The following is a 14,279-nucleotide window of genomic DNA, read 5'->3' on the forward strand; positions in this document are numbered from 1 at the left end:
ATGAAGTTAGATGAAACTAACTATCACGCAAAAAAGATGGGGGTTATTGCCCCATTAATTTCAGCCATCCGGCTGTGTAAAAATCCCGCAGCTGATCCACATAGCGCAGGGCCCTGTTCCTTGGCATATCGTGTACTACGATTTCAAATACCCCGTTAAACATCCCGCTGGCAATGATATGACACATCTGCTCATCCAGGTCCGGAATATCATGTCCAAGGCGGCGGAGAACTTCCATATATTTCATCGTGTATTCTACCTCCACCTCGACCATGTTGTGAACAAAATGCTCATAGCTGGTGCCCTCTGACCGGCACAGCAGCAGTTTTACCGGTTCCCGGTGCTGACAGATGTATTCCACCATCCAGTGGACGCAGTCCGCGGATTCCACCCCCATGTGGTCCGGCTGCTGTTCTTCAGGGAGCTCGGCAAAGGAGGTCTGGGCCGCCATAAACTTCCCCATGAGGGCAGCGGCATGAGGCTCCACAATAGCGTTAAATAGAGCCTCTTTACTGGAAAAATAGCCATAAAAGGCGCCGGTTGTCACGCCGGCCTTTTTTACGATCTGACGAAGGGAAGCACCGAGAAAGCCCTTGTCAGAAAATTCTTCCATGGCAGCATGTAAAATATTTTCCAATGTGACAGATGATTTTTCCTCCATAGTATCCTCCATATAACAGTGTCATATAACAATGTTATTATATGGTGCGGAATGACATTTGTCAATAGGTGTGTGCTTATAAAAATCCGAGTCAAAAAGCAGAATGAGGGATGCCCCTGTATAAAAAAAGTGCTTAATCTTCAAATAATGATAGAAGATTTTGCCGCAGGGCGCTATAATATACTAGATGCCTGAAAAGGTAAATATCAGATATTGTCCCGGCGGAGGGGTTATGGAGAAAAAAAGAGCATTTTTAATTAACATCGGCTACTACGGATTTTTTATTATCCTGCTGTTCCTTGCAGGAAAATATCTGCTCCCGGTAGTGATGCCGTTTATCATAGCATTTATTCTGGCGTTTCTGCTTCAGAAGCCGGCGGTAAAACTGTCGAAGCTGATCCGCCTTCCGAAGAGGTATATGTCCGTTCTGCTGCTTATTCTTGTTTATGCGGTGGTTTTCGGCGGGGTATTTCTGGGAGGCGGGAAGACGTTTTCCATGGTAAGAAATTTTGTCATCAGTCTTCCGAGAATGTACCAGTTGGATATCGCTCCTTTCCTGAACTATGTTCTTGAAGAGATCAGCGATATGCTTTCCGGAACAGACCCGTTTGTGGCTGGACAGATCGAGGACAGCCTGCATCAGTTTGTTCAGAATATCGGGCAGATGGTTTCCACGCTGTCAGTAAATCTTTTGAGTGCCGTGTCAGAATATATTGCCGGAATTCCGGCGATGCTGATCCGGATTGTGATTACGGTTGTCACTTCCTTCTATATTGCTTCTGACTATGACAGAATCATGGAAACAGTATGGAAACATCTCCCGGTAAAGGTGAAGAAGACGTGCAGCGATATTAAGAAATACGGGCTGAACATGCTGAAAGTCTATATAAAGTCCTATTCGCTTCTGTTCCTTCTGACATTTACAGAGCTGACGATCGGATTTTTTATACTGCAGATCCCATATCCGGTGCCGCTGGCCCTGGGGATTGCCGTGTTTGATATCCTGCCGGTTCTTGGAACAGGGGGAATCCTTCTGCCGTGGGCTGTTATTCTGGCGCTCATAGGAAATTATCCTCTGGCAGCGGGAATCCTGATTCTGTATATTGTCATCACGGTGGTGAGAAATTCTGTGGAGCCGAAGATCGTGGGAAAACAGATCGGCCTTCATCCGCTGATCACTCTGATCGCCATGTTTACCGGGGTGAGCCTGTTCGGACTGCCCGGACTGATCCTGTTCCCGATGGCCGTCGTAATCTTTGTGAATATGGAGAAAAACGGGGCGATACATATCTTCGGAAACAGGGAAGAACAAGTGTAAAGAAAGAACTGCATAATCCGTCCGGAGAGCTGACAGGAAAACGGGAATGTAACGGTTGACATTACAACTCCGTTCGGGTAAAATGAAACCCAAAGGAGGATGGGACCGTGCAGATTTCAAGCAGATTCACCATTGCCATACATATGATGACATGTATGGAAGTGTTTAAAGATGAGTATAAAATAACGAGCGAATTCCTGGCGTCCAGTATCAATGTAAATCCGGTTATTATCCGGAGGATTCTCTCTCAGCTAAAGGACGCCGGACTGATCGAAGTGAAGCGTGGGACCGGCGGGGCGGCTCTTAAAAAGTCACCGGGAGAGATTCCTCTTCTCGATGTGTACCGTGCAGTGGAGTGCATCGGGGGAAACTCGCTGTTTCATTTTCACGAGAATCCGAACCCGGCGTGCCCGGTTGGAAGGAATATTCACCATGCCCTGGACGACAAGCTGTACCGCGTACAGGAAGCCATGGAGAGAGAACTGAAAGCCATCACACTTGAGGATGTGATGAGCGATGTGACAGAATGTATCCGTAAGGAAGAGTCATAAAATCAGAGAAGGCATTCCGGTATATGATATCCGGGATGCCTTCTCTGATTTCGAATTCAGTGTACAAGGAGACAATACGGTTGACATAACATTTTACATGGCGAACAGGAAAAATATATTGACACAGTGTCAGAATAGCGTTATATTAAATGTGCTGACACTGTGTCAGCAGGAACTTGAATACAGATTTGAAACCGAAAAACAATACGAATCAAAAAAAGGAGGTTTTTATTATGTTAGGCAGTTTTTCATTCTGCAACCCTACGAAACTGTATTTTGGCGATGAATCTCTGAACTATCTGAACACGGAACTTCCCAAATACGGGAAAAATATTATCTGCGCTTTGAGGAGCCTTCCTGCGAGACAATTCCGGTGGGCTGTGTCCTGACCATGGCCGGAACCGGATCGGAGATGAACGCCGGAGCAGTGATAACGAATCCCCACACCCATCAGAAAATCGGTCATGTATTTGCGGACGAAAAGATCATGCCGAAATTTGCCGTCTTAAATCCGAAGTATACGCTGACTCTGCCCCATTACCAGATGGTATCAGGAATCTATGACATTTTTAACCACATCTGCGAGCAGTATTTCTCCGGTGAGGATGACAATACCAGCGACTATATCAGCGAAGGTCTGATGCGTTCTGTCATTCATGCCAGCCGGATCGCCAACAAAGATTCTCAGGATTATGAGGCAAGGAGCAATCTGATGTGGGCGGCAACCTGGGCTCTGAACACCTTGGTTTCCCGTGGAAAATCTACGGATTGGATGGTACACATGATCGGCCAGTCAGTAGGAGCATATACCAACGCAACACACGGCATGACGCTGGCGGCTGTCTCACTCCCCTACTACCGTTATATCCTTCCTTACGGTGTGCAGAAGTTTAAACGGTTTGCCGTGAATGTGTGGGATGTAGATCCGGAGGGCAAAACCGATGAGCAGATTGCCGGGGAAGGACTGAATGCCATGGAAGCATGGATGAAGGAACTGGGGCTGGTAATGAACATTTCTGACCTGGGAGCTACAGAGGATATGCTGGAAGGCATAGCAGACGGTACGATTATCCTGCCCGGAGGGTATAAAGTTCTGGAACACGATGAAATTGTTAAGATTTTAAAGGAGAGTTTGAAATGAAAAAGACATTAGTGGCTTATTTTTCTGCCAGTGGGACAACGGCACATACGGCAAAAGAGATTGCAGAGGCGGCGGGAGCTGATTTATATGAGATCCTTCCGGCACAGCCCTATACGGCTGCGGATCTGGACTGGACAGACAAGAAGAGCCGCAGTACAGCGGAAATGAATGATCCTGCCTGCCGTCCGGAGATTGCGGGAGCAGTAGAAAATATGGAGCAGTATGATACTGTTCTGATCGGTTTCCCCATCTGGTGGTATGTAGAGCCGAGAATTGTGGATACCTTCCTGGAAAGCTATGATTTCTCCGGCAAGACTGTGATCCCCTTTGCAACGTCCGGGGGAAGCGGTATCGGCGGAGCGGAGAAAAGTATGCGTGAACACTGCCCGAAGGCAGACTGGAAGCAGGGGAAATTAGTAAACAGCGGGGCAGGAGCATGGGCAAAGTCTGTCCTGGGAGTGTGAGGCGGTTATGCCAAAGGGTTCTGAAGAATTAACGAACGCGAGAAAAGAAGAAATCGTAAATGCCTGCGCCGCTCTCTATGAAACCATGAGTTTTAAGGATATCACCCTCCGGGATATCGGGGAAAAGACTTCTTTTACCAGGACATCGATCTATAACTATTTTCAGACAAAGGAAGAAATCTTTCTGTCGCTTCTGAAACAGGAACATGATGCGTGGATTGCAGACATGGATGAAATGATACATCAGAATACTGCCATGGAAGCGGAGGCATTTGCGGAGGTTTTGGCCCGGATTCTGGAGAAGCGCAGCTGTATGCTGAAACTGATGTCCATGAACATTTACGACATGGAAGTAAACAGCCGGATAGAAAACCTGGTGGATTTTAAGAAATCTTATGCAGAAGCCTCTGAGACGTTGGATAAGTGTCTGGAAAAGTTTTTCCCTTCCATGACAGAGGAAGACAGAAAGGAGTTCCTTTACGCCTTTTTCCCCTTTTTGTTTGGGGTACATCCGTATACTTCCCATACGGAAAAGCAGTTGGAAGCGATGAGACAGGCGGGCGTAAAGGGGGGTGACTGCACCATTTATGAACTGACAAAGCCCTTCCTGCTCAGACTGCTGAAATCCTTTTTATAGCGCCAGCGGGATCGGTCCCGTGCCGAAACCAAAATTATTCAAATTTCCTGTCATAAAGCAGCGCAGCAATCGGCACAACGAAACAGGAGCCTGCATTATGCACCAGTGCCCCGGTAGTGGGTGTCAATATTTCCATGAGTGACAGCACGATCGCTGCAAAGTTAATACACATGGACAGAGTAATGCTTGTTTTGATTGTCCTGACTGCTGCGTCAGACAGGCGCTTCAAATACGGAATTTTTGAAATATCATCGCTCATAAGCGCAATCTCTGCGGCATCAACGGCAATGTCGCTTCCCATGCTTCCCATGGCTACGCTTACATCAGCCGTTTTCAGCGCCGGAGCGTCGTTGACGCCGTCGCCAATCATGCAGACCGTGTGATTTTCTGCCTGCAGTTTCTCAATGCTCCGCACTTTTTCTTCCGGCAGCAATTCTGCCCGGATTTCGGAGATACCAGCCTGCTGCGCAAAATAAGCGGCTGTTTTATTATGGTCGCCGGTAAGTAAAACAGTACGGGTGTGCATATCTGAAAGGCGGGATACCATGTCTTTTACTTCGGGGCGGAGCACATCAGAAAGCGCAATAACACCGATACATTTCTGGCTCTCCGCTACAAGAATGGATGCTTTCCCCTGTGTGCGAAGCCGCTCCAATGCGGATCTGACCGTGCTGTTAATCGAAACTCCGTTTTCAATGAGGAATTTTTCATTGCCGCAAAGCAGGCTGCGATTGTCAGTCTCCGCAAAAACGCCTTTTCCGGTTGTCATTCTGAAAGCAGTTGTTTCCATCACCGGTACTTCTTTTTCCTTTGCATACGCTGCAATCGCCTTCCCCAGCGGGTGTTCGCTCTTAGCTTCAGCAGAAGCGGCCAGAGAGAGCAGGTCCGTTTCACTGATTGTTTCATCAAAAGAAATCGTATCGCTGACATCTAAACGGCCATAGGTCAAAGTGCCGGTTTTGTCAAAAGCAATCATATCCACTTTTCCCATTTTTTCAAGGGCTTCGCCGGACTTGATGATCACGCCGTGCTTTGTGGCCTGGCCGATTGCCGCCATAATAGCGGTAGGCGTTGCCAATACAAGGGCACATGGGCAGAACACAACCAATACAGTTACAGCGGTGACGATATTTCCGCTGAATACATAGGCTGAAACTGCGATAAGAAGAGCGGCAGGAACCAGCCAGCTTGCCACCCTGTCGGCGATTCTCTGCATAGGTGCCTGTTTGTTCTCTGCGTCCTGCACCATGCGGATCAGCTTTTGCAGAGAACTGTTTTCTCCTACCTTTGTCGCCGAAATATCAATCGAACCAAAGCGGTTGATAGTTCCGCAGAACACATCTTCCCCCACGCCCTTGTCAACCGGCAGAGATTCTCCTGTCATAATCGACTGGTCAACCGAGGTTTCACCGCTGATGATTGTTCCGTCAACCGGGATTGTTTCACCGGGAAGGATGCGCAGGATATCTCCCTGCCGGATTTCCTCTGCCGGTATCATTTCTTCTTTTCCGTCCTTTAGTCTGCGTCCCTTTGACGGCGCGAGGCTGATCAGATTTTTGAGGCCCTTTTTCGCCCGGTTTGTCGTAGCTTCCTCTAAAAGCGCGCCGATCGCCATGATAAACACGACTTCTCCCGCCGCAAACAAATCTCCGATCGCAATAGCGGCAAACATGGCAATACAGATCAGGAGGGCCGAAGATATTTTGCTGATACCCGTATTGTGGATTATCCGCCATATCGCCAGATACAAAAGAGGAATACCGCTGATCACGACAGTTACCCATGCCGGGTCAAATGGCAGAAAGGAAAGCTGCACCGGTGTACCGCTAAATTCTTCCATCAGATGCGGGACTAGATCAAGCAGAAGGAATACACCGGCCACGATCGTCATGGGAAGTCCGGCCAGAAAACACTCAAGTTTCTTTAACATAATGGTTCCTCCAATCTGCAAGGCATTTCAAACGGCTTCATTCTTGACACTCGTCTGAGCGTGCCATACAATGAGTTTGATAACAAACATTTTGTTCTCTTTTATTGTAGTCAGCGGAGAATTATTATTCAACGGATAATATCGGTCCCGTGTTCTTTACGGAACACTTTTTAGAAATTGTACGGAAGGAGTTATTATGGACAGAAGACAGCGGAAAACAAGGGCGGCTATTTTTAATGCGTTTAGTACGCTTTTGGCAGAAAAAAGTTATAGCAAAATTACGGTACAGGATATCATTGATAAGGCAAATGTCGGACGGACAACATTCTATGCTCACTTTGAAACAAAAGATGATCTGTTGAAGGCCCTATGCGAAGAACTTTTCGGCCATATTATCAGCAGCGCAAAGGACAGCGCCCACACTCACGGATTATATTCTGACAAAAATGCGCCGGAGTCTGTATTCTGTCATTTGCTTCAGCATCTGCAGGAAGACGAAAATAATATCCTCGAATTGCTGTCCTGTGAAAGCAGCGGGCTTTTTCTTCGGTACTTTAAAGATAGTTTAAATGAGCTGATTCGAAGCCAGTTTGTAAATCAAAACAGAAAAATCAATATGGATATACCACAGGATTTTTTAGTGAATCATATCTCGGGCAGCTTTGTCGAAATGGTATTGTGGTGGATAAAGGGGCATATGAAAAAAACGCCGGAAGAATTAGACCGGTATTTCCGCGCTGTCATCGAACCGATTATATAGCTTCCCGAAGCGGGATTATGACAGGAATATCTGTCCGGGATCAGGGAAGTATCGGCGAAGATCTGCAATGTGCTTATTGAGATGGCTGCGGTTTACGGCGAGAAAGAAAACGGGATGACGCGTATCTGCGTGAAAATATCCCGGGAGAAAATCGCCATGCTCTCAGGCGTACACAGGGTGACGGTTGCAAGAGAGCTGGCGAAGATGAAAAAGAACGGGCTGGTCCGGCCGGACATTTGTTTTACAAGATCCGGGAATCTGTCCGGATAATCACCGCTGAACCGTGGAGATCGCTTAACGGCACAAGAAGCAGCGGGCCGTGTGCGGCTTCATAGGCTTCCACAGCCCTTTTTGCGCCACGAAATCTCCTGCTGTTGTAGTCGTGCAGTACGATCATGCCGCCGCTTAAAAGCCGTGGATAGAAAAATTCAATTCCGGCCAGAGTGGGGGCATACAGATCCGCGTCCAGGCTGACAAGGGAAAAGCGACAATTCTCAAGGCCCTCTGCCGTCTCAGGAAAGTATCCTTTATGAAATCTGACAGTTTCAGGAAAGGGCATCCTTTTCTCCACTGCTTCCATACTTGTGTCGGAGAAGTCGTTTTCCCGGGCCATAGAGAAACCTCCGGCCTTTTCTCTGTCTATGTCCCGGGAGTCAAATCCCTCGAAGGTATCAAACAGATGCAGAGTTCGGTTCGGAAAAAGAGCGTTAAGCTCACGGGAGAGTTCTCCGCGGAAGACGCCAAGCTCCGCAATGTCGCCGGGAATGTCCAGCTCTTTTATTCTTTCCGCCATGCGTATAACCGAGGCTTTGCGGATATCAAACCGGTTCATAAGATCATCAAGCAGGAGAAAACTTCCGTGGAATCCCGCCTCTGCCGCCTGCTTTTTTAATGACTGCGCACGGTCAGTCCCTTTTACTGCGATGAGGATTATACAGGGATTTTTTGCCACGGCCTGCTCCACAGAAAGAACAGGGATGTTTCGGATGGCCGTTCCCTGGAGAGAGGGGCTGTTGTCTCCGAATGCAAGCACTTTTGTACATGACTGGTTAATCAGATTGAGACAGGCTTCACCGAACTGCCCGGCTCCGAGAATGGCAAGCCCTTCTCTGTTGTCCGCGGAATCAATCCTGTTATCTGAAAAATTATTTTTGATATTCATTAATTTGTTTCCTATATCTATAAAATTATTTCTGTTATCCATAAAACATTTCCTGCGTTTCACATTTCCTACATTGCACATTTTTCCAGGGCGTAAAGGGCGGCTCCCGCCGCGCCCACGATCTCGGGTTCCTCGCATATATACAGTTTCGAGCCGATCTTTTCCTCAACAGCACGGACAACACCCGGATTTTTCGCAACGCCTCCGGTCATCATAAACTCCGGTTCCATTCCGACTCTTTTGAGAAGGCCGGACGCCTTTGACGCAATGGCGTGGCATACGCCGTCTGCGATGTCGGCCTTCTCCTTGTTGTTCGCGATAAGGGAGATCACCTCGGACTCGGCGAAGACGGAGCACATGCTTGTGATCTCGATCTTTTCCTGAGACGTCAGGGCAATGGCGCCCAGATCGTCAAGGGACACTTCCAGCGTGCGGGCGATCATCTCAAGGAAGCGCCCGGTGCCTGCGGCGCATTTGTCGTTCATGACGAAGTCCTTTACCTCGCCGTTTTCATTTAAGCGGATCGCCTTGCTGTCCTGGCCGCCGATGTCAAGAATTGTGCGGATCTTCGGATTGAAATAGTGGGCTCCCTTGCCGTGGCAGCTGATCTCGGTGACGTTTTCGTCGGCAAAATCAATGCTCACACGGCCGTAGCCGGTGGAGACGATCCAGGAGATATCCTCTCTTTTAAGTCCTGCTTTCTCAAGCACGTCCGAGAGCACTTTATCCGCGCTGACTCCGGACTTTGCGCCCGTGCGGACGACGGAGAAAGCGCGTATCTTTCTGTCCTGGTCCATAATGACCGCATTGGTCGATGTGGATCCGCTGTCGATTCCCATCACATACATTGTACTGTCTCCTTTTTTCTGTATTTTCGGCCGGCGTGTCTGTGCGGAGAGTGATTCGAGAAAGGCCTCGATCCTTGTTCTTACCTGTCCGCCGCTCTGCCGGGTGTAGTCGGTTTCAAGCAGAAGCATGGGCTTTTGAAGCCATTCTTTCACCCATGCGTATTCATAGGAATAGTTGTCGCAGAACTGCACCGTGTGGTAGATGACCCCATCCACACTGTCTGCGAAACGCCGGATGAGCTCGTCACGGTTGGAAGCCTGCTCCATCCGCATACAGGGAAACTGGCTTAAAAGCCCTCTCACATATCCGCCCATAACGTCCTTTTCATCAAGGAGAAGCTTTCTTCCGACGCCCGTGCAGGTCAGGTCAAAGGCGGCGTTTGCTCCGTTTTCTTTCAGGATGGCCTTGATGCTGTCGTTTGCCCGCGCGCCGATGATTCCGATGTTGAGTGCTCCGCTCTTTACGGAGCAAGGATCTTCGGCATCTTTCTTGCGGAGATACCGGGCAAAAGTCTTTTCATTGAACCGGGTAAAAGTCTCCCCGCTGAAAGTAAGAGAGCCGCTGTTCTGACCGGAAGGGAGATCTTCGGTCTGGCCTGAGGCGGAACGTGCGTCTTCTCTCCAGTGTTCGTACTCGCGGATCATATCGCGGATCCGCTGTGCGTAGAGTATCACTCCGGCTTCCTTTGTGATGCGGGGCGTATCCAGCATATAGATGAACCGGTCGGGAAATTCTTCTCTGAGAACGTCATACACCCGGCGGATGCTGTCGCAGCATGTCGTCAGGATGATGCCTTCGTAGTCTCTGCTCATCATTTCTTCCAGCACCCCTTTGGCAAAACTGCACATGTTCGGGTGCATCCGGATTTCCGCCTGGTTAAAATTCGTCACGTCCGGCTCGATCCGTTTCATTTCTGTACCCATGGATTCAAACACTTCCACAGGCGCGTATTTGCATATATATCCTAGCATGCCTTTTTCTCTTTCCTCTCTGAAGTATCATTTTCCGCCGCGTATTCGGTAAGCCCGCCTGCTTCCCCGTTTTTAAGCATCTCAAGAAATGCTTCCAGACGGGTCTTGATCTGTCCGTCGTGGCTGTTGCGCCGGTCGATGCCGTCCCCGTCCAGGATCAGCATGGGAATATCCAGTTCTGTGAGCTTTTCTTTCAGCAGTACACTGCCGCCGGAAGACTGCTTGCAGCCCCAGTGGCAGAACTGGATGACCGCGTCCGGGTGAAGCGTCTTTGCAAGGTGGCTGACCATCTCCGCCTTGTGGGAGTAGGAACCGTTGTACAGGTTGCGGATAATCTTCCCTGCAAGGGCGTGGAAGGGTCTTGACTCGTCCAGCTTCTCCATGGAGTCGATGATGATGTCGCTTGCTATGATCTGATAGTTCTCATTTGAGTTAAAATAGCTCTTAAGCGTCTCCTGGTAAAAGGGAAGCAGGTGAATCCAGAGGATTTTCTTTCCCTCGAATTTCGGGTATGTCTGAATGTCCTTTACCATGAAGCGGATCAGGTCTAAAAACTCCCGGGTTCCGATGAGCAGATGCATTCCCATCATCATATAAAGGTGGCTGATGAGTTCGCCGGGGTAGTACCGTTCACTCTGCAGACGGAAAAAATGCATCAGTTCCTTCCGCGTCTCATTTTCAATCCGGATAGATTCCCTCAGCCTTTCCTCGTCGAAGGGCACGCCGAAGCGGCTCTCAAGCTCCCGGGCAAACGCTTTTAACTGATCTGCCAGGTAATCGACCGAGGCGTCATCATCCCGGTATGGGACGTCGAGAAAAGTAAAGGGAACTCCTTTTTTCTTCTCCAGATAGCGGAACGTATTGAGGTTTCCGTCGCAGGAGAGAGACGTTGTGACCGCATAACGGGGGACGGGCACGGCGCCGCTGTCGATCGCTCCGACAAATGTCTTGTGGTAGGAGCATAAGGTGGGAGCAATTCCCTCATTCTGCGCATAGTCTATGAAAAAATCTTCCAGATGATATCCGCTGAAATAGCAGGAAAGACATTCGATGGAGAGCGTGTTAAGCCCGAAGCATCCGATGAGTTCACAGGGCGAGAAAATATTTCCCCAGACATAACTGTCCGGGCGCGCCAGTGAGTCAGCCACAAAAGACATCATCATGGACTCAAGCTTCTGATATCCTTTTGAGAGTCCTTTGCCCGGGATCAGCTTCATGCGGAACTTGTTTGCCTTGAAGCCGAGAAGGATCTGATTCCAGGTTTCACCGGGGTTCTCCACAGTCTGTTTTTTCACGTAATCGATATATTTGTCTGCAATCCACATGTACTGCTGCCTCCTTAAATCTGCACATGGAATTTATTTTACCGCGATGAGAGAAGAAGTCAAGGTTTTGTGAAAAAAATACGGGAAGCCGCTGCCTTTTGGCGCTGCGGCTTCCCGTACTGCCTGTATCCTTTGATTCTGCTGTCAGGCAGTGTCCTGCCTTTACAGGATGGATTTTCTGTATTCGGTGATTTCTTCCGGACTGATCTCGCATAAAGCAATAATCTGTTCGTCGGTATACCCCTGGCGGATCATTTTTAATGCGACTGCGCGCTCCTGCATCATATGACGCTCCTGATTATATTCAAAAATACTCATTTCCTTCGCCTCCGCTTGGATATATGCAATGCTTTGTACGCATTATAGCATACGCATACGGCAGATGTCAGTAAAAAATATGCTTTTTCTCTTGACTGTCCCCTTACTATACAGAGTATACTATTCAGTGCTGTGTTATCACAGAAACAGCCGGGAATAGTTCCGGCAAAAAGTATCGGAGGATGAGAGCATGGATTTTCTGAATGGCAAAATCAAAACAATCTACTTCAAATACCTTTCAGCGGCATTCGGCAGTGCCCTGATTACTTCGATCTATTCCATCGTGGATATTGCGATGGTAGGTCAGTACCACGGGCCCGAAGGCTCGGCAGCCCTGGCGGTGGTGGCGCCGGTCTGGAACATCATATACAGCCTCGGGCTTCTGATGGGAATTGGAGGCTCTGTTTTGTTCAGCACAATCCGCGGAAAGGCGGACGGGGATATCAAAAAGTCAAACGAATATTTTACATCGTCCGTGATCGGGGCGATTATTCTGGCGCTGGTCATCTGGCTGGTCATTATCTTTTTCGACAGACAGCTTCTTCTTGTGTTCGGAGCGCAGGATAATACGCTGACACTGGCGAGAGAGTATGTACGTCCGATCAAGGCCGCGATCCCGTGTTTCCTTTTCAATCAGATGCTTGCCGCATATCTGAGAAATGACGGAAATCCGGCGCTGGCCACAGGAGCCGTGCTGACGGGCGGAATATTCAACATATTCGGGGATTATTTCTTCGTATTTACATGTGATATGGGAGCGTTCGGCGCGGGACTTGCGACGGCGATCGGCTCCGCTTTAAGTTTCCTGGTGATGCTGTCTCATTTCTTCATGAAGAAGAACACGCTGAGACTTGTAAAGCCGGAAAACCTGCCGGGCAAGTTAAAAGAGATTACGGTGACCGGATTCTCTACCTTTTTCATTGATGTGGCAATGGGAATTCTGACGATTCTTTTCAACCGTCAGATTGTGATTTATCTCGGGACGAACGAACTGGCCGTCTACGGAGTTATTGTAAATATCAGTACATTTGTCCAGTGCTGCGCGTACAGTGTGGGGCAGGCGTCACAGCCGATTATCTCCACGAATTTCGGCGCAGGCAAGGGCGGACGTATCCGCGAGACGCTGAAATATGCGCTTGGGACAGCAGCGTTTTTCAGCATTGTGTGGACAGCAGCCGCCATGCTGGTTCCGAACGGGTTTATCCGGGTCTTTATGGCGCCTACGGAGGAAGTATTGAGCATTGCGCCGGCGATCATCCGGTCGTATGCCATCGCCTTTCTGTTCCTGCCGTTTAACGTATTTTCGACCTATTACTTCCAGGCGCTGATGAAGCCGAGGATATCCTTTGTCGCATCCGTTGCGAGAGGGCTTGTGATCAGCGGTATTCTGATCTATCTGCTTCCGGCCGTACTGGGAGGAAATATGATCTGGTTTGCAGTTCCGATCACAGAAGTGGTTGTTGCTGTTTATGTTGCTTATAATATGAAAAAGTGTACAAATCAGCTTATGAATTGATTTGTAAACTGATAAGAATACATTTAATAAGAATGCATTAGCGAAGAAAGGAAGGGATGAGCATGAACAGGATCATCACAATCGGGCGTGAGTTCGGAAGCGGGGGACGTGAGTTTGGCAGACGGCTCTCTGAGACGCTGGGGATTGCCTATTACGATCAGGAGATCATAAGTGAGATCGCGAAGAGGACAGAGATGTCCGAACAGTATGTGCGGTCTATCGTGGAGCACAAGCCGCAGATCTCCTTCCCCATTCATGTAGGGAGGAGTTTCTATCCGACAGCCATGCCGGTCTTTGACCAGAGCATGACAGTGTATCAGGAACAGTCCCGGATCATCACCGAGATGGCACAGAAGTCAGACTGCGTGATTGTAGGACGGTGCGCGGATTACATTTTAAAAGAATACGAGCCGTTCCGCGTTTTCATCTATGCGGATCTGGAGAGCAGGATGAAACGATGCCGTGAAAAAGCCCCGGAAGAGGAGAAGATGACGGACAAAGAGCTGAAGCAGCATATCCTCGGGATCGACAGGAAGCGCGCAAAGTATTATGAATTTTACACCGGGCACAAATGGGGCGACCGGCTTAACTTTGATCTGTGCATCAACACGTCGCGCACGAAGATCAAAGAGATCGTGCCGGTGATGTCAAAGCTCTTCTGAAAAGCCGCGGACAA

The 14,279-nt window shown here is 48.8% G+C and carries 15 protein-coding genes and 1 pseudogene; 10 read left to right on the top strand and 6 right to left on the bottom strand.

The window, feature by feature from the left end; genetic code table 11:
• Positions 1–43: 43 nt before the first annotated feature.
• Positions 44–661: a TetR/AcrR family transcriptional regulator gene (locus LKD70_RS04100; protein ID WP_227706770.1), complete on the bottom strand. Its 618-nt coding sequence runs from the start codon at positions 659–661 to the stop codon at positions 44–46.
• Between the two features lie 232 nt (positions 662–893).
• Here LKD70_RS04100 and ytvI point away from each other — a divergent pair, with 232 nt between their 5' ends.
• From ytvI to LKD70_RS04125, 6 genes and pseudogenes are all read left to right on the top strand, one after another.
• On the top strand, positions 894–1,979 hold the full coding sequence (ytvI, locus tag LKD70_RS04105; RefSeq protein WP_227706771.1) for a sporulation integral membrane protein YtvI: 1,086 nt from the start codon (positions 894–896) through the stop codon (positions 1,977–1,979).
• Positions 1,980–2,086: 107 nt separating this feature from the next.
• The gene (locus LKD70_RS04110; protein WP_227706772.1) at positions 2,087–2,530 is read left to right on the top strand and encodes an Rrf2 family transcriptional regulator; all 444 of its coding nucleotides are present in this window, start codon (positions 2,087–2,089) and stop codon (positions 2,528–2,530) included.
• Positions 2,531–2,763: 233 nt separating this feature from the next.
• Complete coding sequence (locus LKD70_RS18715) at positions 2,764–2,919, top strand: hypothetical protein (protein ID WP_407690903.1); 156 nt, start codon at positions 2,764–2,766, stop codon at positions 2,917–2,919.
• A pseudogene (locus LKD70_RS04115) lies at positions 2,856–3,671 on the top strand (iron-containing alcohol dehydrogenase); the annotation flags it as partial. The gene LKD70_RS18715 and the pseudogene LKD70_RS04115, both read left to right, overlap by 64 nt.
• On the top strand, positions 3,668–4,135 hold the full coding sequence (locus LKD70_RS04120; RefSeq protein WP_227706773.1) for a flavodoxin: 468 nt from the start codon (positions 3,668–3,670) through the stop codon (positions 4,133–4,135). The pseudogene LKD70_RS04115 and the gene LKD70_RS04120, both read left to right, overlap by 4 nt.
• Before the next feature lie 7 nt (positions 4,136–4,142).
• Positions 4,143–4,772: a TetR family transcriptional regulator gene (locus tag LKD70_RS04125; RefSeq protein WP_227706774.1), complete on the top strand. Its 630-nt coding sequence runs from the start codon at positions 4,143–4,145 to the stop codon at positions 4,770–4,772.
• Between the two features lie 34 nt (positions 4,773–4,806).
• Here the strand turns inward: LKD70_RS04125 and LKD70_RS04130 are convergent, their stop codons facing one another.
• Complete coding sequence (locus LKD70_RS04130) at positions 4,807–6,702, bottom strand: heavy metal translocating P-type ATPase (protein ID WP_227706775.1); 1,896 nt, start codon at positions 6,700–6,702, stop codon at positions 4,807–4,809.
• Positions 6,703–6,898: 196 nt separating this feature from the next.
• Here LKD70_RS04130 and LKD70_RS04135 point away from each other — a divergent pair, with 196 nt between their 5' ends.
• Both LKD70_RS04135 and LKD70_RS04140 read left to right on the top strand, forming a co-directional pair.
• Positions 6,899–7,462 (top strand): TetR/AcrR family transcriptional regulator, encoded by a 564-nt coding sequence (locus LKD70_RS04135; RefSeq protein ID WP_227706776.1) that lies wholly within the window; start codon positions 6,899–6,901, stop codon positions 7,460–7,462.
• Positions 7,463–7,531: 69 nt separating this feature from the next.
• Positions 7,532–7,732 carry a helix-turn-helix domain-containing protein gene (locus tag LKD70_RS04140; protein WP_227706777.1) on the top strand — a complete coding sequence of 67 codons (201 nt, stop codon included), beginning with the start codon at positions 7,532–7,534 and terminating at the stop codon, positions 7,730–7,732.
• Here LKD70_RS04140 and LKD70_RS04145 read toward each other — a convergent pair.
• From LKD70_RS04145 to LKD70_RS04160, 4 genes are all read right to left on the bottom strand, one after another.
• The gene (locus LKD70_RS04145) at positions 7,704–8,624 is read right to left on the bottom strand and encodes a TylF/MycF/NovP-related O-methyltransferase (protein ID WP_227706778.1); all 921 of its coding nucleotides are present in this window, start codon (positions 8,622–8,624) and stop codon (positions 7,704–7,706) included. The two genes, LKD70_RS04140 and LKD70_RS04145, sit on opposite strands and share 29 nt — an antisense overlap.
• A gap of 68 nt (positions 8,625–8,692) precedes the next feature.
• Entirely contained in the window at positions 8,693–10,444 is a 1,752-nt protein-coding gene (locus LKD70_RS04150; RefSeq protein WP_227706779.1) for an acyl-CoA dehydratase activase, read from the bottom strand.
• Positions 10,438–11,769 (bottom strand): 2-hydroxyacyl-CoA dehydratase subunit D, encoded by a 1,332-nt coding sequence (locus LKD70_RS04155; protein WP_227706780.1) that lies wholly within the window; start codon positions 11,767–11,769, stop codon positions 10,438–10,440. The genes LKD70_RS04150 and LKD70_RS04155 overlap by 7 nt, the downstream gene beginning before the upstream one ends.
• 162 nt (positions 11,770–11,931) lie before the next feature.
• A complete protein-coding gene (locus LKD70_RS04160; RefSeq protein ID WP_227706781.1) occupies positions 11,932–12,087 on the bottom strand; it encodes a hypothetical protein in 156 nt (51 codons plus the stop codon).
• A gap of 190 nt (positions 12,088–12,277) precedes the next feature.
• On the opposite strand from LKD70_RS04160, the gene LKD70_RS04165 reads away from it, so the two are divergent.
• Together LKD70_RS04165 and LKD70_RS04170 are read left to right on the top strand one after the other, a co-directional pair.
• Positions 12,278–13,603: an MATE family efflux transporter gene (locus tag LKD70_RS04165; protein ID WP_227706782.1), complete on the top strand. Its 1,326-nt coding sequence runs from the start codon at positions 12,278–12,280 to the stop codon at positions 13,601–13,603.
• Positions 13,604–13,665: 62 nt separating this feature from the next.
• On the top strand, positions 13,666–14,265 hold the full coding sequence (locus LKD70_RS04170; protein WP_227706783.1) for a cytidylate kinase-like family protein: 600 nt from the start codon (positions 13,666–13,668) through the stop codon (positions 14,263–14,265).
• The last annotated feature ends 14 nt before the right edge of the window (positions 14,266–14,279 follow it).

This window comes from Ruminococcus turbiniformis (assembly GCF_020687545.1).
Taxonomy (GTDB): domain Bacteria; phylum Bacillota; class Clostridia; order Lachnospirales; family Lachnospiraceae; genus Mediterraneibacter; species Mediterraneibacter turbiniformis.